The following is a 21,759-nucleotide window of genomic DNA, read 5'->3' as shown; positions in this document are numbered from 1 at the left end:
GGGAGATATCGATGGCTCAGTCGCGGATCGAGGACATCTGGCCGCTGTCGCCGCTGCAGGAAGGGTTGCTGTTCCACACGGTCTACGACGACGAAGGGCCCCAGATCTACCTGGGCCACTGGATCCTGGAGCTGCAGGGTCCGGTCGATCCGGCCAGGTTACGTGCGGCATGGGAGGAGCTGCTCACCCGGCACGCCGCGCTCAGGGCCTGCTTCCGGCAGCGTGCATCGGGCGAGACGGTGCAGGTCATCGCGAGCCGGGTGGAGCTGCCGTGGCGCGTGGTCGACCTTTCCCACCTCGACGATCCCGATGAGGCAGTGCGGGAGCTGGCCGAGGAGGACCGGCTACGGCGATTCGACCTCGCGAAGGCCCCACTGCTGCGCCTCACGTTGATCCGTCTCGACGACGCCAGGCACCGACTGGTGGTGACCTGCCATCACGCGGTCATGGACGGCTGGTCGTTGCCCATTGTGTTCGATGAGCTGCTGGCGCTGTACGCGGCCGACGGTCGGCCGGAACTGCCGGAACTGCCGGAACTGCCGGAACTGCCGGAACTGCCGGAAGTGGCGTCCTACCGGGACTACCTCGCCTGGCTGGACCGGCAGGACCAGGAGCGGGCGCTGGCGGCATGGGCGGCGGAATTGCGCGGCGCGCAGGAGCCGACCCTGGTGGCGCCCGCAGACCCGGGCCGGGCGCCCGGCATACCGGAGAGCGTCACGGTCGAGCTCCCCGAACACCTCACCCGATCGCTGGAAGACCTGGCCCGCAGCCACGGGCTGACGCTGAACACGGTCGTGCAGGGCGCGTGGGCGTTGGTGCTGGCGCAGCTGTCGGGCCGGACGGACGTGGTGTTCGGGGCGACCGTGTCGGCACGCCCCGCGGACCTGCCCGGCGTGGAGGCAATGGTGGGGCTGTTCCTCAATACCGTGCCCGTGCGCGTACGGCTGAACGGTGCCACGCCGGTCATCGGACTGCTGACGGAGTTGCAGCGGCGGCAGTCGGCGCTCATCCCGGAGCAGTACGTGGGGTTGACGGACATCCAGAAGGCAGCCGGCCCCGGCGCGGTCTTCGACACCCTGCTCGTGTTCGAGAACTTTCCCCGCGACCTCGGTGAACCGGACTCCGCCGAGACCTTCACCGTCCGGGTGAACCAGGGCAGGGAGGCCGCCCACTATCCGCTGACGCTGGTCGCCGTCCCCGGCGACACGATGCTCCTCAAGCTCGACCATCTGACCGACCTCTTCGACACGGGCGCGGCGCTCGCCGTCCTCGAGCGGTTCCAGGGGGTTCTGCGCCGGCTGACGGCCGACAGCGGGATCACCGTGGCCGACGTCGCCGTGACGACCGCCGCCGAGCGCAACCTGGTGAACGCCTGGGGCACGGGACCCGACGCCGAGCCAGGAGGCCTGCCGCTGGCCCTGTTCGATCGCCAGGCGGAGCGTCGCGGAGACGAGACGGCGATCACCGACGGAGATCGGCCGACGTCCTTCCGAGACCTGGCCGGGCAGGCGGACAGGCTCGCGGGCTACCTGACCGGCTGCGGCGTCCGGCGCGGGGATCGGGTCGCCGTGGTGATGGAACGGTCATCCGACCTGATCGCGACGCTGCTCGCGGTGTGGAAGGCGGGGGCGGCGTTCGTGCCGGTGGACCCCGCCTACCCGGTGGAACGCGTGAAGTTCATGCTGGCGGACGCGGATCCGGCCGCGGTGGTCTGCCGGGCCGCGAGCCGGGCGGCGGTGCTGGACAGCGGGCTCGATCCGATCGTCCTGGACGATCCCGGGACGCGGCGGGCCGTGGCGGAGTGCGCCCGCCCCGCGGTGGAGGTCGGAGCCGACGACCTCGCCTACGTGATGTACACCTCGGGGTCGACGGGCACGCCCAAGGGCGTCGCGGTGTCGCACGGCAACGTGGCGGGGCTGGTCGGGGAGCCGCGGTGGGGGATCGGGCCCGGCGACGCCGTGCTGACGCACGCCTCGCACGCCTTCGACATCTCCCTGTTCGAGATCTGGGTGCCGCTCCTGTCGGGCGCCCGACTGGTGATCGCCGAACCGGGTGCGGTGGACGGGGAGGCCCTGGCCCGGTACGTGGCGGGCGGCGTCACGGCCGCCCACCTGTCCGCGGGAACCTTCCGGGTGCTGGCCGAGGAGTCACCGGAGTCGATCGCCGGGCTTCGGGAGGTGCTGACCGGCGGGGACGAGGTGCCGCCGGCGGCTGTGGAGCGCGTACGGCGGGCGTGCCCGGACGTCCGGGTGCGGCATCTCTACGGCCCGACGGAGGCGACGCTGTGCGCGACCTGGTGGCTGCTCGAACCCGGCGACGAGACCGGTCCGGTGCTGCCGATCGGACGTCCCCTCGCGGGCCGGCGCGGCTACGTCCTCGACGCGTTCCTGCGCCCCGTACCTCCGGGCGTGAAGGGCGAACTGTACGTCGCCGGGGCCGGTGTCGCGCGAGGCTACCTGGGTCGTTCGGCATTGACGGCCGAGCGGTTCATCGCCGATCCCTTCGTCCCCGGCGAGCGGATGTACCGGACCGGTGACCTGGCCCACTGGACGGACCAGGGCACGCTCGTGTTCGGTGGTAGGGCCGACGATCAGGTGAAGATCCGCGGCTACCGCGTGGAGCCGGGAGAGGTCGAGGCGGTTCTCGCCGGGCTTCCGGGCGTCGCCCAGGCCGTGGTCGCCGCCCGGGACGAGCGGCTGACCGGCTACGTGGTCGCCGAAGCGGGACGGGACCTCGACCCGGTACGGCTGCGGGACCGGCTCGTCGAGACGATGCCCGACTTCATGGTGCCGGCGGCGGTGATCGTGCTGGACGCGCTGCCGTTGACGGTCCACGGGAAGGTGGATCGGCAGGCCCTGCCCGAACCGGACTTCGCGTCGAAGTCGGTGGGCCGGGACCCGGCCACCGAGGCCGAGCGGATCCTGTGCCGGGTGTTCGCCGAGGTCCTCGGCTTGGAACGGGTCGGGGTCGAGGACGGCTTCTTCGAGCTGGGCGGGGACTCGATCTCGTCGATGCAGGTGGCCGCCCGCGCCCGGCGCGAGGGAATCGCCCTCACCCCCCGGCAGGTGTTCGAGCAGCGGACCCCCGGACGGCTGGCCGCGCTGGCGGGGGCCGTCGGAACGACGCGGCGGGGCCGCTCCGAGACGGACGCGGGCATCGGGGAGATTCCCTGGACGCCGGTGATGCGCGCCCTCGGAGCCGACGCGCTGCGCCCCGGCTTCGCTCAGGCGCGAGTCGTCGTCGCCCCGCCCGGCCTCGACCGGGATGCGCTGGTGGCCGCCCTGGGAGCGGTGCTGGACGTCCATGACCAGTTGCGCGGCCGGGTGGAGTCCGACGGACGGCTGATCGTGCCCGATCGGGGCACGGTGGACGCGGCCGGACTGGTGACCCGGGTGGAGGCCGGGACCGGGAACCTCGATGAGATCGCCGGACGCGAGGCCGCGACGGCCGCAGGCCGCCTGGACCCGTCGACGGGGACCATGGTGCGGGCCGTGTGGATCGATGCCGGAGGCGCCGAGCCGGGCCGGTTGGCGCTGGTGGCGCATCACCTGGTGGTCGACGCGGTCTCGTGGGGCATCCTGCTGCCGGATCTGCGCACGGCCTATGACGAGGTGATCTCCGGAGGGACCCCGTCCCTCGAACCTGCGACGACGTCGTACCGGCAGTGGTCGCAGCGGCTGACCGAGCAGGCGTTCAGCGAGCGCACCGTCGCCGAGATCGATCACTGGGTCGGGGTCCTGGACGGCGTGGACCCGTTCCCCGGGCAGCACGAGGGGCGGCCGCACTCATGGTCCTGGACACTGTCCGGGCCCACGGCGCGGAGCCTGGTGGATCAAGCCCCGGGAACCTTCCACTGCGGGATCCGAGAAGTCCTGCTGGCGGGCCTGGCGGGCGCGGTGGCGCGCCGGCGGGGCGGTGACGCCGGGGTGCTCCTGGACGTGGAGGGCCACGGCCGCCACCCGGCCGACGGCGAGGACCTGCTGCGCACCGTGGGCTGGTTCACCAGCGTCCATCCGGTCCGCCTCGACGTTTCCGGCGTCGACCTGGCAGCGGCGGCGGCCGGGAACGCGGCGGCCGGAGAGCTGCTGAAGGCCGTGAAGGAGCAAGTCCGCGCAGTGCCGGGCGACGGGCTCGGCTACGGGCTGCTGCGCCATCTCAACCCCGGCACCGGGGCCAGGCTGGCCGAACTGCCGTCCCCGAAGATCGGATTCAACTATCTCGGCCGGTCGGCCGCCACCTCCCCGGACACTCCGTGGCAGGTCAGCGAAGGGCCGCTCGGCGCGGGAGCCGCCGGCCCCGAACTGGTACTCGCCCATGCCCTGGAGGTCGGCGCGGACGTTCAGGACACGCCGGCCGGTCCCCTACTGAGGCTCACCATGGACGGCCGGGATCTCGACCCCGCCACGGTAGAGCGGCTGGGGGAGGCCTGGCTGCAGATGCTCACCGGCCTCGCCGCCCACACTGCCGCCCCCGGCGCCGGAGGCCACACACCGTCCGATTTCGACCTCGTCGAGGTGTCGCGGCGGGACGTGGCGGAGCTGGAGGCCGCCGCGCCAGGGCTGACCGACATCTGGCCCCTGTCGCCCCTGCAGGCGGGCATGCTCTTCGAACGGGCCCTCGACGACGGGGGAGTGGACGTCTACCAGACCCAGCGGATCCTGGACCTCGACGGGCCGCTCGACCCGGAACGGCTGCGCGCGGCGTGGCAGCCGCTGGTCGCCCGGCACGAGTCGCTCCGGACGAGCTTCCACCAACTCGGCTCGGGCGAGACGGTGCAGGTCGTCGTGGGTGAGGCCGACATCCCTTGGCGTACGGCGGACGTGTCGCATCTCGGCGAGGCCGACGCGGCCGTCGAGGTCGAACGCCTTCTCGCGGAGGACCAGGCGGAGCGGTTCGACGTGTCCCGCCCGCCGCTGCTCCGGCTGCTGCTGATCCGTCTCGGCGAGAACAGGCACCGGCTCGTCCTGACGTCGCACCACGTCCTCCTGGACGGCTGGTCGACGCCGATCGTCCTGGGCGAGATGTCGTCCGGTTACGCGGGCGGACCGAGCTCGTCGACGTCACCCTCCTACCGTGACTACCTGGCGTGGCTGAGCCGTCAGGACCAGGACGCGACGCGATCGGCGTGGCGGTCGGAGTTCGCCGGGTCGGACGAGCCGACGGTGGTGGACGCCGACGCGGGCAAGGCGATGGTGATGCCGGACGAGCATTGCGCATGGTTGTCCGCCGAGACGACTCGGACGCTCACCGACTTCGCCCGCGGCCACGGGCTGACGCTGAGCACGATCGTGCAGGGCGCGTGGGCCCTGGTACTGGCCCGGCTGGCGGACCGGACGGACGTGGTGTTCGGGTCGGTGGTGTCGGGCCGCCCGGCGGACGTGCCGGATGTGGAGCGGATGGTGGGGATGTTCATCAACACCGTTCCGGTCCGGGTGCGACTCGACGGCGGCCTGCCGGTGCTGGAGCTGCTCCAGGACCTGCAGCGACGCCAGTCGGCGTTGTCGGAACACCAGTACATGGGTCTGTCGGAGATCCAGAAGGCGGTGGGGCCGGGCGCGGCCTTCGACACCATCGTGATGGTCGAGAACTACCCGCATGACGCGGCCGGCCTCGGCGACGACGGCGGTGTCACGATCAGCTCGGCCCTCACCCGGACCGGTACGGGCTTCCCGCTGACCATGAGCGCCAGTCCCGGCGAGCGCCTGCAGATCCGGGTGTCCTTCCGGCCCGACCGGATCGACGAGAAGACCGCTGTCGAGGTCGCCGGGCAGGTCGTGCGCGTCATCGAACGACTGCTGGCCGAGCCCTCGCTTCCCGTGGGCCGCCTGGGCACGACGAGCGACGTGACACGCACGTCCGTGGTGGAGCGCTGGAACGCGACCGGCGAGGCCGCCGGGGGATCGTCGGTGGTGGAGCTGTTCCGGCGGCGCTCGGCGAGCGCGCCGGACGCGGTGGCCGTCATCGACGGGGACCGCACCCTGTCCTACGGCGACCTCGACCGGGAATCGGACCGGCTGGCAGGGCATCTGGCCGGGATGGGTGTGCGGCGCGGCGACCGCGTCGGCGTGGTGATGGCGCGCGGCGCGGACTTGTTCGTCGCATTCCTCGGGGTCTGGAAGGCCGGGGCCGCGTACGTCCCGGTGAACGTGGACTACCCGCCGGTGCGGATCGAGCGGATGCTGGCCGACGCCGGCGTGGCGGTGGCGGTCTGCGCCGAGGCAACCCGCAACGCGGTGCCGGGCGGGGTCGAGCCCGTACTCGTGGACGTGCCGTGGACCGGGGGAACGGGGCAGGGGACGCCGACGGTCACGGCGTACGACGTCGCCTACGTGATGTACACGTCGGGATCGACCGGGGTGCCCAAGGGCGTCGCGGTGCCGCACGGAAGCGTCGCGGCTCTGGCCGGCGACCCCGGCTGGGCACTCGGTGCCGATGACTGCGTACTGATGCACGCCTCGCACGCGTTCGACGCGTCGCTGCTCGAAATCTGGGCGCCGCTGGTCAGCGGGGCCCGCGTCCTGGTCGCCGAACCGGGCGCGGTCGACACGCAGCGCCTGCGGGAGGCGGTCGCACGTGGCGTGACGACCGTCCATCTGACGGCCGGGAGCTTCCGGGTGCTGGCCGAGGAGTCGCCGGACTCCTTCAGCGGGTTGCGCGAGGTCCTCACCGGCGGGGACGTGGTGCCCCTCGCCTCCGTCGCACGGCTGCGCCGGGCCTGCCCGGATGTCCGGGTCCGGCACCTGTACGGCCCGACCGAGACCACCCTGTGCGCCACGTGGCAGCTGCTCGAGCCGGGGGACGAGACGGGCGACGTCCTGCCGATCGGCCGCCCGCTGGCCGGGCGGCGGGCGTACGTGCTCGACGCCTTCCTCCAACCGGTCGCTCCGAACGTGGCCGGCGAGCTCTACCTCGCGGGCGCCGGTCTGGCGCTCGGCTATCCCGAGGCACGCGGCGCGACCGCGGAGCGGTTCGTCGCCGACCCGTTCGCCCCCGGCAATGGGCCCCTCCTGCCCGGCGGCGGGCACGGAGGGAGGATGTACCGCACCGGCGACCTGGCACGCTGGACCGACCGGGGCGAGCTGCTGTTCGCCGGACGGGCCGACTCCCAGGTGAAGATCCGGGGCTACCGGGTCGAGCCGACGGAGATCGAGACGGCACTCGCCGAGGCTCCCCGGGTCGCGCAGGCGGTCGTCGTCGCGAGGGAGGACCGTCCGGGTGAGAAGCGGCTGGTCGCCTATGCGATCGCGGAACCGGACCAGGCCCCGGACCCCGACGCGCTCCGCGAACACCTCGCGGCGCGGCTGCCGGAGTTCATGGTCCCGGCCGCGGTGGTGGTTCTGGACGCCTTCCCGCTGACGATCAACGGGAAGGTCGACCGCGAGGCCCTGCCCGCTCCCGAGTTCTCCGGGAAGCCCGCCGGCCGCGAGCCGCGCACCGAGGCGGAGCGGGTGCTGTGCGCACTGTTCGCCGAGATCCTCGGGCTGGACCGGGTCGGAGCCGATGACAGCTTCTTCGAGCTGGGCGGCGACTCGATCCTCTCCATGCAACTGGCCGCCCGAGCCCGCCGCGTCGACGTCGTCTTCGGCGCGAAGGAAGTCTTCGCGCAGGAGACACCGGCGGGGATCGCGGCAGTCGCCGAGCGCGGCGGCGCGACGCGGGCAGACCTCGCCGACGGTGTCGGCGAGGTCGCGTGGACGCCGGTGATGCGGGCGCTCATCGAGCACGACCCCGGCGCGCTGACCGGAGGGGCCCTGACCCAGTGGGTGACCGTGGGTGCTCCCGGCGACCTGTCGGTGGACGCGCTGGCGGCCGGGTTGGGCGCGGTGATCGACGCCCACGATCTGCTGCGGAGCCGGATCGTCACGGACGGGGGCGAAGAGCCGAGCCTGGTCGTGTCCGGCCGGGGGACGGTGGACGCGGCGGGTCTGGTCGAGCGGGTCGAGGCGGGCACCGGTGACATCGATGAGGCCGCGGACCGGTGTGCCGGCGAGGCGGCGGCGCGGTTGGATCCCGCCGCCGGTGCGATGATCCGGGCGGTGTGGGTGGATGCCGGACCCGGTCGCGTGGGACGGCTCGTGCTGGTGGCGCACCACCTGGTGGTCGACGCGGTGTCGTGGCGGATCCTGCTGCTGGACCTGCGTGCGGCATGCGAGGCCGTGGTCGCGGGCGAGGAGCCCGCTCTCGACCCGGTGGAGGTCCCGTTCCGGCGATGGGCGCGGACCCTGGCCGATCAAGCCGCGACCCGGACCGAGGAACTCGAGACCTGGACGGAGATCCTCGACCACGCGCAACCGCGGCTGGCCTCCCTCGACCCCGCGCGCGACACCATCGCGACTGCGGGACGCAGGTCATGGACCCTGCCGCGCGACCGCGCGGGCGTGCTCGTGGAGAAGGCCGCTCCGGCCTTCCACTGCGGTGTCCACGAGGTGCTCCTGGCCACCCTGGCGGGCGCGGTCGCCCATTGGCGCGGCGGCGACTCCGTCGTGGTGGACGTCGAAGGCCATGGCCGCGGGCCCCTCGGAGAGCTGGATCTCACGCGGACGGTCGGCTGGTTCACCGACGTCCACCCGCTCCGGCTGGATGTGACCGGGATCGACACCGACGAGGCGATCGCCGGTGGCGAGGCGGCCGGCCGCCTGCTGAAGCAGGTCAAGGAGAACGTGCGAGCCGTGCCCGACGGCGGCCTCGGCTACGGGATGCTGCGCCACCTGAACGCCGAGACGGCACCGGTCCTGGCGGCGTTGCCGAAGGCGGAGGTCGGGTTCAACTACCTGGGCCGGTTCTCCTCCCGCCCCGACGGCGATCCGGAGCCCTGGCAGATGACGGGGACCGTCGGCGGCGCGGCGGAGCAGAACGCACCGTTGCGGCACGCCGTGGAGATCGACGCCGTCCTCCTCGACTCCCCGGACGGACCCGAGCTCCGTCTGACCGTGACCTGGGCCGGACGGATCCTCGGCGAGGCCGAGGCGGAGTCGCTCGGCCAGGCCTGGCTGGACCTGCTGTCCGGCCTCGCCGCGCACGCCGCCCCCGGAGCCGGCGGGCACACCCCCAGCGACTTCTCCCTCGTCGAACTGACGCAGGCGGACGTGGAGGAGATCGAGGCCGCCGTTCCGGGCCTCGCCGAACTCTGGCCGCTCTCTCCGCTCCAGGAGGGCCTGCTGTTCCACGCCATGGACCAGCGGGGCCCGGACGTCTACGCGGGCATCCGCACCCTCGCCCTCGACGGCCCACTGGACGTCGCTCGCTTCCGCGCGTCCTGGCAGGCCCTCCTCGACCGGCACGCCGCCCTGCGGGCGAGTTTCCATCAGCTCGGGTCCGGCCGGGCCGTCCAGGCGATCGCACGTGACGTGGCGCTGCCCTGGACCGAGACCGACCTGTCCCATCTGCCCGAGGACGAGGCGCTGGCGGAGTTCGAGCGACTCGCGGAGGAGCTGCACGCCGACCGGTTCGAGCTGAACCGGGCCCCGCTGCTGCGCCTGCACCTGGTGCGCATCGGCGAACGCAGCCACCGGCTGGCCCTCGCCTCCCACCACATCTCCTGCGACGGATGGTCGCTCCCGATCCTTTCCAGCGATGTGCTGGCGGCCTACGAATCGGGCGGTGACGGCCTGTCCCTGTCCGCCCCGACGTCGTACCGCGACTACCTCGCCTGGCTCTCCCGCCAGGACAAGGAAGCCGCCTGGCAGGCGTGGCGGACCGAGCTCGCCGGGCTCGACGAGGCGACCCACGTCGTGCCGCCGGACACCGCCACCACGCCCGTCGAGCCCGAACGCGTCCGGTTCGAACTCGACGACGATCTGAGCCGTCGGCTGGTGGAGTTCACGCGCCGGCACGGCGTCACGATGAACACCCTCTTCCAGGGGGTCTGGGCGCTGCTCCTGGCCCGGCTGACGGGCCGGGACGACGTGGTCTTCGGCTCCGCGGTGGCCGGGCGTCCGCCCGAGATCCCCGGAGTCGAGTCCGTGGTCGGCCTGTTCATGAACACGCTGCCGGTCCGGGCCCGCCTCGCGGGTGGTGAACCGTTCCTCGACATGCTGACGCACCTGCAGGAGCGCCAGGTCGAGATGATGGCGCATCAGCATGTCGGGCTGTCGGAGATCATCCAGTTCGCCGGGCAGGGCGCCGCGTTCGACACGATCGTGGTGTTCGAGAACTATCCCCGCCCGCCGCTCCCGTCCGAAGACCCCGATGCGCTCGTCATGCGCCCTGCGGGGGTCCCGAACGACAGCGGGCACTATCCGATATCCATGCGTGCCTCCCACGACGGCGGCGTCCACGGCGAGTTCATCTTCCGTCCGGACGTCTTCGACCGGACCCGGGCGGAGGAGCTGCTGGCGGCGGTCGTCCGGGCGCTGGAGCAGGTGACGGCCGATCCGCGGACTCCGGTGGGCCGGGTCGGCCTGATCGGCGCGGCGGAACGCGACCTGGTGGTCGAGAGGTGGAACGCCACCGGTGCGCCGTTCGTGCCGGAGCCGCTGCCGGTGCTGTTCCGCCGCCGGGCGGAGCTCTCGCGGGACGCGGTCGCGGTGGAGGACGCGGCGCGGAGCCTGTCGTACGAGGGGCTGCTGGGAGAGGCGGAGGATCTGGCGCGGCTGCTGGTGGGGCTGGGCGTCCGACGCGAGACGCGCGTGGGCGTGCTGGTCGGACGGTCGGCGGAGCTGGTGGTGGCCCTGGTCGGAGTGTCGCTGTCGGGCGGGGTGTTCGTACCGGTCGACCCGGACTATCCCGCCGGTCGGATCGGGCTGATGCTGGCGGATTCCGCGCCCGAGGTGCTGCTGTGCACGAGGGCGACCCGGACGGCCGTGCCGGACGGGTTCGCGGGCGTGGTGGTCGCACTGGACGAGCGGCCCGCCGCCGACCCGGGAGTGGCGCTGCCGGCCGTGGCGGCGGGCGACGGAGCGTATGTGATCTACACCTCCGGGTCGGCGGGGACGCCCAAGGGCGTCCAGGTCACCCACGCCGGGCTCGGCAACCTGGCCGGCGCGCAGATCGAGCGCTTCGGTGTGACATCCTCCGCACGGATCCTGCAGTTCGCGTCCCTCGGGTTCGACGCCGCGATCTCCGAGCTGTGCATGGCTCTGCTGTCGGGCGGGACCGTGGTGCTGGCCGACCCCGGCAGCATGCCGCCGCGGGTGTCGCTGGGTGACGCGGTGCGCCGGTGGCGCATCACCCACGTCACCGTGCCGCCGAGCGTGCTGGCCGTCGAGGACGACCTGCCGGACTGCCTCGAGACGCTGATCGTCGCCGGTGAGGCGTGCCCGCTGCCCCTGGTCGACCGCTGGTCGCGGGACCGACGGATGATCAACGCCTTCGGGCCCACCGAGACGACCGTGTGCGCGACGATGAGCTCGCCGCTGTCTCCGGGACGCGACGTGGTCCCCATCGGCCGCCCGATCACCAACGTGCGGGCGTACGTGCTCGACGCCTTCCTGCAGCCGGTGCCGCCCGGCGTGGCCGGTGAGCTCTATGTCACCGGGGCAGGGCTCGCGCGTGGATACCTCGGACGTCCGGGCCTGACCGCGGAACGGTTCGTCGCCGACCCGTACTCCTCCGGGGGCCGCATGTACCGCACCGGCGACCGGGTCCGCTGGACCCGCGAGGGAGAGCTGGTCTTCGTCGGCCGGGCCGACGCGCAGGTCAAGGTGCGCGGTTACCGGATCGAGCCGGGTGAGATCGAGGCCGTGCTGGCGGACCATCCGGGGGCTGCCCAGGTGGTGATAGCCGCTCGTGAGGACGGGCCCGGCGAGAAGCGGCTGGTGGCGTACGTCGTCCCGGCGGCCGCGCAGTCGGCCGACGAGCTGATCGCCGCCCTCCGCGGGACGGCGGCCGAACGCCTGCCCGAGCACATGAGGCCGGTGGCGTTCGTACCGCTGGATGCGATGCCCCTGACCCCGAACGGCAAGGTCGACCACCGGGCGCTACAGGCCCCCGACTTCGCCGGGAACTCCTCCGGACGTGATCCGCGCACGGCCGTCGAAGAGCTGCTGTGCGCCATGTTCGCCGAGGTCCTCGGGGTGGAACGGGTCGGGGTCGACGACAGCTTCTTCGAGCTCGGCGGCGACTCGATCAGCTCGATGCAGCTGTCGGCCCGGCTCCGCGGCGAAGGGCTGGAACTGTCGCCCTGGCAAGTGTTCGAGGAGAAGACGCCCGAACGGCTGGCGGTGCTCGCCAAGGAGCTCCCGGCCGAGGGAGAGGAGAGCGGGAAGCCGGAGTCCCAGGACGGCATGCTCCTGGCTCTCACGCCTGACCAGATGGACCGACTCCAGACCGGGCCGGCCGATGAATGACTTCGACAAGGAGCAGATCATGACCGTTGACGACACTCGTGCAAAGCCGCGCTCCGGTGTGGAAGACGTCTGGCCCCTGTCGCCGCTGCAGGAGGGAATGCTCTACCACACCGCTCTCGACAAGGACGGTCCGGACACCTACACCGTGCAGTCCGTCTACGGCATCGAGGGCCCGCTGGACTCCGAGCGTCTGAAGGCGTCCTGGCAGGCGCTCCTGGACCGGCATGCCGCGCTGCGGGTCTGCTTCCGGTACGTCAGCGGCGCGCAGATGGTGCAGGTCGTCCTACGGGACGTCAAGATCCCGTGGCGTGAGACGGACCTGTCCGGACTCCCGGACGACCAGGCCGACGCTGAAGTGGGGCGGCTGGCGGAGGAAGAGCTGGCCGAGCGCTTCCGGCTGGAGACGGCCCCGTTGACGAAGCTGCACCTGATCCGGGTCGGCCCGGAGAGCCACCGGCTCGTGCACACCCTTCATCACGTACTGGCCGACGGCTGGTCGATGCCGATCATTCACCGCGAGCTCTCCGCGATCTACGCGGCGGGCGGGGACCCGTCCGGGCTGCCGGCCACGACCTCCTACCGCGACTATCTCTCCTGGCTGGGCCGCCAGGACAAGGAGGCGGCCCGGGCCGCCTGGCGGAAGGAGCTCGCCGGTCTGGACACCCCCACCACGGTCGTCCCGGCCGATCCGAGCCGAGTGCCGGACATCGACACGGTGATGGCCGAGCTCTCCCCGGAGCTGACGAACGAGCTGGCGCAGCTGGCCCGCGGCCACGGGCTCACGCTGAACACCGTTGTCCAGGGCGTGTGGGCCGTCGTGCTGTCACAGCTGGCAGGCCGCACCGACGTGGTGTTCGGCGCGACCGTCTCGGGACGGCCGGCCGAGCTGGCCGGCGTGGAGACGATGGTCGGCATGCTGCTCGGCACCCTGCCGGTGCGCGTCCGGCTCGATGGCGGGCGGCGGTTCGTCGAATCGCTCGCCGAGCTGCAGCGGAACCAGTCGGCGCTCATGCCCCACCAGCACCTCGGCCTGCAGGAGGCGCAGGCCGCCGCCGGACCCGGAGCGATCTTCGACACGCTCGTCATCTACGAGAACTTCCCCCGTACCGGACTCGACCGGTCGGAGGACGACGGCCTGAGCATGCGCCCCGTGCGGAAGGGACGCGACTCCTCGCACTACCCGTTCACCCTGGTCACCGGGCCGGGCGAGCGGATGCCGGTCATTCTCAACTACGACCGGGGTCTGTTCGACCGGGAGGTCGCCGAATCCGTCCTGGGCGCGTTCGTCCGGGTGGTGGAACGGCTGGTCGCCGAGCCCGGCCTCCTGGTCGGCCGGCTGACCCTGCTGAGCGTCGCCGAGCGCGCCGTGGTGGTGAACGGCTGGAACGCGACCGCGGGCCCGGTGCCCGGGGAGTCCATGGTCGAGCTGTTCGGGCGGCGGGTCGACACCGCACCCCAGGCGGTGGCGATCACCGATGCGAGCGGTACGAACCTGACCTACGCCGAGCTCGACCAGGCGTCGAACCGGCTGGCCGGATACCTCACCGATCGCGGCGTCCGGCGCGGTGCTCTGGTCGGGGTGGCTATGGACAGGTCCGCCGACCTGCTGATCACGTTCCTGGCGATCTGGAAGGCAGGCGCCGCGTTCGTCCCGGTCGACGCGGGGAACCCGGCCGAGCGGATCGCGCTCGTACTCGCCGACCCCCGGGTCTCGACCGTCGTGTGCACGATCGCCACCAGCGCGGTCGCGCCGGAGAACGCCATCGTCCTCGACGCGCCGGAGACCCGCGCGGCCGTCGACGCCCAGGCCGCCACCGCTCCGGAGATCCGGGTCGGCGCCGACGACCTGGCGTACGTGATGTACACCTCCGGATCCACCGGCGTCCCGAAGGGTGTGGCCGTCACCCATGGGGGAGTGGCCGGTCTGGCGGGCGACGCGGGCTGGCGGATCGGTCCCGAGGACGCCGTGCTGATGCACGCGACGCATGTCTTCGACGCCTCGCTCTACGAGATGTGGGTGCCGCTCGCCACGGGCGGCCGGATCCTGCTCGCCGAGCCGGGAGTGGTGGACGCCGGCGGTGTGCGCCGGGCCGTCCAACGGGGCGCGACCTCCATCCACCTCACCGCCGGAACCTTCCGCGCCCTGGCGGAGGCATCACCGGAGTGCTTCACGGGCTTGATCGAGGTCGGCACCGGCGGGGACGTCGTTCCCGCCTACGCGGTGGAGAACCTGCGGCGGGCCCAGCCCGGTCTGCGGGTGCGGAACACCTACGGGCCGACCGAGACCACCCTGTGCGCGACGTGGAAGCCGATCGAGCCCGGTGACGTGCTCGGGGGGGAGCTGCCGATCGGCCGTCCCATGGCGAACCGCGAGATCTACATCCTCGACGCCTTCCTGCGGCCGGTCGCGCCGGGGATCACCGGCGAGCTGTACATCGCCGGCACCGGTCTGGCCCGCGGGTACCTCGGCAGGCCGGACCTGACGACCGAGCGGTTCGTCGCGTGCCCGTTCCGTGCCGGTGAGCGCATGTACCGTACCGGCGACCTGGCGCGCTGGAACCGCGACGGAGAGGCGGTGTTCGTCGGGCGGGCCGATGACCAGGTGAAGATCCGGGGTTTCCGGGTGGAGCTGGCCGAGGTGGAGGCCGTGCTGGCGGCCCAGCCGGGCGTGACCGAGGCGGTCGCCGTGGCGCGCGAGGACGAGCCCGGCGAGCGGCGGCTGGTCGGCTACGCCGTCACCGACGGGAACGAGGCCGACGTGGAGGAGATGCGGCGGCGGATGAGCCTCGTCCTGCCCTCCTACATGGTCCCCGTGGCGATCGTCCTCCGTCCGGGCCTGCCCGTCACTCCGAACGGCAAGGTGGATCGCGGGGCCCTGCCCGCCCCCGACTTCTCGGAACGCGCCTCGGCGAAGGCCCCCGAGAGCGAGACCGAGAAGGTGCTGTGCGCGCTGTTCGCCGAAATCCTCGGTGTCGAGCGGGTGGGCGTCGACGACGCCTTCCACGACCTGGGCGGCAGCTCGGCGCTGGCCATGCGGCTCATCGCGCGGATCCGCGAGGAGATCGGCGCCGACCTGCCCATTCGGCAGCTGTTCTCCTCGCCCACGCCCGCAGGCATCGCCCGGGCGCTGGCAGCGAAGTCACGCCCCGCGCTGGAGGCAGCCACCCGGCCGGAGCAGGTGCCCCTCACCGCCCGGCAGCTCCGCACCTGGCTGCTGGCCCGTCCCGGAGAGACGACCGCGGGCCTGCACGCCTCGGTCGCGTTGCGCGTGCGCGGCCGTCTGGACGTGCCCGCGCTGGAGGCGGCGCTTGGTGACGTCGCGTCCCGGCACGAGGTCCTCCGGACGACCTTCCCCGGCCGAGCCACGACCGTCCACCAGCACCTCCATGACTCCGCGGCGGTTCAGCTGACGCCGATTCCGGCCGCCGAGGAGGACCTGCCCGGGCTGCTCGCCGAACGGGCCGAGCGGCCCTTCGACCTCACCCGTGACCTGCCGTGGCGCTGCGACCTCTTCGCGGTCGCGGAGCGCGAGCACGTGCTGGCGCTGACGGTGCACCGGATCGCCGCCGACGACGACTCGCTGGACGTGTACTTCCGCGACCTGGCGGCCGCGTACGGCGCGCGGCGCGCGGGCCGGGTCCCGGAGCGCGCGCCACTGACCCTGCAGTTCGCCGACTACGCGATCTGGGAGCAGCGGCTGCTCGAGGGCGAGCGCGAGCAGGACAGCCTGATCAACGACCAGATGTCCTTCTGGCGCGACCACCTCGCCGGCATCGACGGGGACACGGTCCTCCCCTTCGACCGTCCGCGCCCGGCCATCCCGTCGCGGCAGGCCGGCACGATCGCGCTGCGGCTGGACGGCGCCGCGCACGCCCGGCTGCTGGCAGCCGTGGACTCGGCCGGCGCGGACGCCCACCAGTTGGTGCATGCCGCGCTCGCCATGCTGCTGACCCGGTTCGGCGCGGGCGACGAGCTCGTGATCGGCACGACGCTGCCGCGGGACGAGGACCTCATCGACCTCGAGCCGATGATCGGGCCGTTCGCCCGGCCGTTCCCCCTGCGCACCGGCGTCGCGGGCGACCCGACCTTCCTGGAGGTCCTCACCCGGGTGCAGGAGACCGTCCGGGACGCCCGCCAGCACCTGGACGTCCCCTTCGAGCGGATCGTCGATCTGCTGGACCTGCCCGCTTCGCTCTCCCGCCACCCGGTGTTCCAGGTCGGCCTGGAGGTGGCCGAGGAGGACGCCGGCGCGTGGGCCGCGACGGAACTGCCAGCCCTGCGCACCAGTGTCGAACCCGGCCGGCCCGAGGCCATCGAGCTGGACCTCGCGTTCAAGCTCACCGAGCACCGCGACGAGGACGACCACGGCGCCGGCATCGACGGCGACCTCCGCTACGCCACCGACCTGTTCGACAGGGCCACGGCCGAATCGCTGGCACGACGGCTGGTCCGCGTCCTGGAACAGGTGGCGGAGGACCCCCATCGGCGCGTCAGCGACCTGGACGTCCTGCTGGACGACGCCGAACGCGAGCGTCCGGCCGAGGCCCCGGCCGTGTGGACCGGATCCGCGCCCCCGGCAGTCGCCGACCTGGCCCAGGAGGGCCCGCTCGGCGCGCTCGTGCTCGACGATCAGCTGCTCCCCGTCGCGCCCGGAGCCGTCGGCGATCTCTACGTCACCGGCCCCGCGGCCGACGCGGTCCCGGCCGACCAGAGCCTGGCCTGCCCGTTCGGGACCGAGGGGCGGCGCATGCTGCGCACCGGCTCGCTCGCCCGCTGGTCCGCTGCCGGAACCCTGACCCTCCTGGGCGAGCGGCGGCGATCCAGCGTCACGGCGAAGACCGCCACGGGCGACTTCGAGGTTCTGCTGCCGCTGCGCCCCGACGGCGACCGTCCGCCGCTGTTCTGCGTTCACGCGAGCGGCGGCCTGAGCTGGAACTACGGACCGCTGCTGCGGGAGCTCCCGGCGAACCAGCCGGTCTACGGAATCCAGGCGCGCGGCCTGGCCCGCACCGAACCCCTGCCCGGCGGCGTCGAGGAGATGGCGGCCGACTACGTCGCGCAGATCCGCACCGTGCAGCCGACCGGGCCGTACCACCTCCTCGGCTGGTCCCTCGGCGGGCGGATCGCGCAGATGATGGCCGCGCTGCTCGAGGCCGAGGGCGAGGAGGTCGGCATGCTCGCGCTGCTCGACGCCTACCCCACCTACATGGGGAAGAAGGCGCGCGGCGACGGGCGAGTCCAGGAGGCCGTCGACAAGCTGAAGGAACAGCAGATGGAGCTCGCCGCCGTACTGGTCAGGGGAGACGGGGCTCGGGCACGCTTGGAAGAGGTGATGCGCAACCTCGCCGAGGTCGGACCGAGGCACGACGCCCCGAGCTTCGCCGGCGACATCCTGCTGTTCATCGCTACGCGGGACCGCCCCCCGCACATGCCCGTCGACTGGGCGATCGCCAGTTGGCAGCCCCTGACCAGCGGGACCGTGGAGCCCCACGAGATCCCCGCCGACCACAACGAGATGATGCAGCCCGCGTCGCTGGCCCAGATCGGGGCCATCGTCGCCGAGAAGCTCCGGCCGCGGCCGTAGCGGGAAAGGACACCACCATGACCAACCCCTTCGACAACGAAGACGGCTCCTTCTTCGTGCTCGTCAACGACGAGGGCCAGCACTCCCTCTGGCCCGCCTTCGCCGAGGTGCCGGACGGCTGGGCCCCCGTCCACGGCGAGGCCGCCCGGCAGGACTGCCTCGCCTATGTCGAGGAGAACTGGACCGACCTCCGGCCGAAGAGCCTGGTAGCGGAAATCGACGGCTGAGCGATGTCCAGCCGCTCAATGTGGGCAGTTGGACGAGCTCGACGCTCGTCCGACTGCCCCGAGACCTCCATTCCGTGCACACCGGCCGGATGAGACGAAAGGACCCGCGGCATGTTCGAGGAGATCAACGTCGTCCGGGCATCGCAGTTGCACCGGAGGAACCGGTTCGATCCGGTGCCCGAGCTCCACTCCCTGATGGGCGAGGGCGACCTGACCGCCTTGGGAACCGAGGACTCCGCCGAGGGGCGGACCGCGTGGCTCGCCACCGGGATCAAGGAGGTCCGGCAGGTCCTCGGCTCGGACAAGTTCAGCGCGCGCCTGCTCTACGGCGGGACCGCGGCCGGCTTCACCTGGCCCGGCTTCCTCACCCAGTACGACCCGCCGGAGCACACGCGGCTCCGGCGGATGGTGACTCCCGCGTTCACCGTCCGCCGGATGCAGGCGTTCCGGCCGCAGGTCGAGCAGATCGTCCAGGACAGCCTGGACACCATCGAGGCACTCGGCGGCCCGGTGGACTTCGTCCCGCATTTCGGATGGGCCGTGGCGACGCCGGCGACCTGCGACTTCCTCGGCATTCCCCGGGACGACCAGGCGGATCTGGCACGGGTCCTGCTCGCCAGCCGGGCTGACCGGTCGGGCAAGCGGCGCACCGCAGCGGGGAACAAGTTCATGACCTACATGAAGCAGCATGTCGCCAACTCCCGTCGCGATCCCGGCGATGACATGTTCGGCGTCGTGGTGCGTGAACACGGTGACGCCATCACGGACGCCGAGCTGACGGGGGTGGCCGCGTTCGTCATGGGCGCGGGCGCCGACCAGGTGGCCCGTCTGCTCGCGGCGGGCGCGTGGCTGATGGTCGAAGCGCCCGAGCAGTTCGCCGTGCTACGGGAGAAGCCCGACACCGTACCGGATTGGCTGGACGAGGTGATGCGGTACCTCACGACCGACGAGAAGACTCATCCTCGCGTCGCGACGCAGGACGTGCGGATCGGGGACCGCCTCGTCAAGGCCGGCGATACCGTCACGTGCTCCCTGCTGGCCGCCAACCGCCATAACTACCCAGGTTCGGACGACGAGTTCGACATCACCCGTGCGCGGCCGGAACACCTGGCGTTCGGGTACGGCATTCATCACTGCCTCGGCAGAGCTCTGGCCGAGCTGATGTTCCGGGCCGCGATTCCGGCGCTGGCGCAGCGCTTCCCCACCTTGCGGCTGGCCGAACCGCACCGCGAGATCACCTTGGGGCCGCCGCCGTTCGACGTGGAAGCCCTGCTGCTCGACTGGTAGCACCGGAGACCTAGGGAGGACCGATGGCACTTCCCCTGCCGCACCAGCGGCACCGGCTCGATCCCGTGCCGGAGTTCCATGGCCTGCTGGACGAGGGGCCGCTGCACGAATACGACACCCAGCCCGGGATGGACGGCCGTAAGCAATGGCTGGTCACCGGGTATGACGAGGTCCGGGAGATCCTCGCCGATCCCGCGCGGTTCAGCTCCATGCGGCCGGTCGACGACGAGGCCGACCGGGCCCAACTGCCGGGACTCCTACAGGCATACGACCCGCCGGACCACACCCGGTTGCGCAGGACCGTGGCCCCGGCCTACTCGGTCCGGCGGATGGAACGGCTGCGGCCGCGTGTCGAGGAGATCGTCGAGGAATGCCTGGACGATCTGGAGAACATGGGGTCGCCGGTCGACTTCGTCAGGTACGCGGCCTGGCCCATCCCGGCGCTCATCGCCTGTGAGTTCCTCGATGTCCCCCGCGACGACCAGGCCGAGCTGTCGCGGATGATCCGGGAGAGCAGGGAGAGCAGGCTCCCCCGGCAGCGGACCTCTTCGGGAATGGGCGTCGTCAACTACACCGAGAAGCTCGTGGCCCGCGAGCGCCGCGATCCCGGCGAGGGGCTGATCGGTGTCATCGTGCGCGAGCACGGGGCGGAGGTCGGCGACGAGGAACTGGCGGGGCTCGCCGAGGGGAACCTGATCATGGCGGCCGAGCAGATGGCTGCCCAACTGGCGGTCGCGGTGCTCCTGTTGGTGACCCATCCCGACCAGGTGGCGCTGCTTCGCGAACGTCCCGAACTCGTGGACGGTGCGACCGAGGAGCTGCTGCGGCATGCTTCGATCGTCGAGGCCCCGGCCCCTCGGGTCGCTCTCGCGGACGTGCGCGTCGCCGGACGCGACATCCGGGCCGGAGACGTCGTGACCTGCTCCATGCTGGCGGTCAACCGTCCCCGGGGCGACCGCTTCGACATCACCCGTGAGAACCCGAAGCACCTGGCGTTCGGATACGGAATCCACCATTGTCTCGGGGCACCGCTGGCCAGGCTCCAGCTGCGGGTGGCTCTGCCGGAGGTGTTCCGCCGGTTCCCGTCGCTGCGGCTCGCCGTTCCCGAGGAGGACCTGCGGTTCAAGCCGGGCCGGCCCGAGCCCTTTGCTGTGGAGGAGCTTCCTCTTGAGTGGTGACAACAGGCCTCCGATACACACACGTCGGCAGGGCTTCGACCCGGCCGACGATCTGCGCGCCGCCGGAACGCTCACGAGGATCACGATCGGATCCGGAGCGGAGGCGACGACCACCTGGCTGGCCGCCGGGCACGCAGTCGTCCGGCAAGTCCTCGGCGATCACACCCGGTTCAGTACGCGCCGCCGTTTCGACCGGAATGACGAGATCGGCGGGAAGGGCGTCTTCCGGCCGCGTGAGCTGGTCGGCAACCTGATGGATTACGACCCGCCGGAGCACACCCGGCTCCGGCGTCTGCTGGCCCCGGGGTTCACCCAGCGCCAGATCCGGCGGATGGTCCCGTACATCGAACAGATCGTGACGGAACGCCTCGACGCGATGGAACGGGAGGGGTCCCCCGCGGACCTGATCGAGATGTTCGCCGACGAGGTACCCGGCCCCGTGCTGTGCGAGCTGCTCGGGGTACCGCGGGACGACCGCGCCAGGTTCCTCCAGCTCTGCCACCGGCATCTCGACGCTTCGCTCAGCGATCGGAGGCGCGCGGCCGCCGGCGAGGCGTTCTCCCGCTACCTCGTGACCATGGTCGCCAGGGAACGGAGGGATCCCGGCGACGGGCTCATCGGTACGGTCGCCGCCGAACACGGTGACTCGGTGACCGATGAGGAGCTGAGGGGTGTCTGCGTGCAGATGATGCTGGCCGGAGACGACAACATCTCCGGGATGATCGGCCTGGGCGTGCTGGCGCTGCTGCGGAACCCCGAGCAGATCGCGGCGCTGCGGGGTGACGTGCAGTCGGCGGACCGGGCGGTCGACGAGCTGATCCGGTACCTGACGGTCCCCTATGCTCCGACGCCCCGAACCGCCATCGAGGACACCGCCGTCGGCGACCAGGTGATCAAGGCGGGGGAGACGGTCCTCTGTTCCCTCCCGACGGCCAACCGCGACCCCGCCCTGCTGCCGGACGCGGATCGCCTCGACGTCACCCGGGAACCCGTCCCCCATGTCGCGTTCGGGCACGGCGTGCACCATTGCCTGGGAGCCGCGCTCGCCCGCCTCGAACTGCGCATCGCCTATACCGCGCTGTGGCGACGCTTTCCCGGGCTGCGGCTGGCGGATCCCGCCGGGGCGACCGCGTTCCGGCTGAGCACCCCCGCATATGGACTCAGCAGTCTGATGGTCGCGTGGTGACCGGTTGGAC

The 21,759-nt window shown here is 72.2% G+C and carries 6 protein-coding genes; all 6 read left to right on the top strand.

Translation table 11 applies throughout. The features are described 5' to 3' along the window. The first annotated feature begins 11 nt into the window (after positions 1-11). The 6 genes from ACH4E7_RS21170 to ACH4E7_RS21145 all read left to right on the top strand — a co-directional run bounded on the left by ACH4E7_RS21170 (position 12) and on the right by ACH4E7_RS21145 (position 21,749). Complete coding sequence (locus tag ACH4E7_RS21170) at positions 12-12,287, top strand: amino acid adenylation domain-containing protein (RefSeq protein WP_396250552.1); 12,276 nt, start codon at positions 12-14, stop codon at positions 12,285-12,287. Between the two features lie 19 nt (positions 12,288-12,306). After that, positions 12,307-17,871, top strand: a complete 5,565-nt coding sequence (locus tag ACH4E7_RS21165) for an amino acid adenylation domain-containing protein (protein WP_396250551.1) — start codon at positions 12,307-12,309, stop codon at positions 17,869-17,871. A 17-nt stretch (positions 17,872-17,888) separates the two neighbouring features. Continuing rightward, positions 17,889-18,098, top strand: a complete 210-nt coding sequence (locus ACH4E7_RS21160; RefSeq protein WP_396250550.1) for an MbtH family protein — start codon at positions 17,889-17,891, stop codon at positions 18,096-18,098. Positions 18,099-18,209: 111 nt separating this feature from the next. Next, entirely contained in the window at positions 18,210-19,385 is a 1,176-nt protein-coding gene (locus ACH4E7_RS21155) for a cytochrome P450 (RefSeq protein ID WP_396250549.1), read from the top strand. A 23-nt stretch (positions 19,386-19,408) separates the two neighbouring features. Next, a complete protein-coding gene (locus ACH4E7_RS21150) occupies positions 19,409-20,563 on the top strand; it encodes a cytochrome P450 (RefSeq protein ID WP_396250548.1) in 1,155 nt (384 codons plus the stop codon). Further along, positions 20,553-21,749 carry a cytochrome P450 gene (locus ACH4E7_RS21145; protein ID WP_396250547.1) on the top strand — a complete coding sequence of 399 codons (1,197 nt, stop codon included), beginning with the start codon at positions 20,553-20,555 and terminating at the stop codon, positions 21,747-21,749. The genes ACH4E7_RS21150 and ACH4E7_RS21145 overlap by 11 nt, the downstream gene beginning before the upstream one ends. Positions 21,750-21,759: the final 10 nt, after the last annotated feature.

This window comes from Kitasatospora sp. NPDC018058 (genome assembly GCF_044327205.1).
GTDB lineage: Bacteria > Actinomycetota > Actinomycetes > Streptomycetales > Streptomycetaceae > Kitasatospora.
The sequence above is the reverse complement of the archived record's forward strand: the minus strand, read 5'-3'. Positions and strand labels throughout refer to the sequence as shown.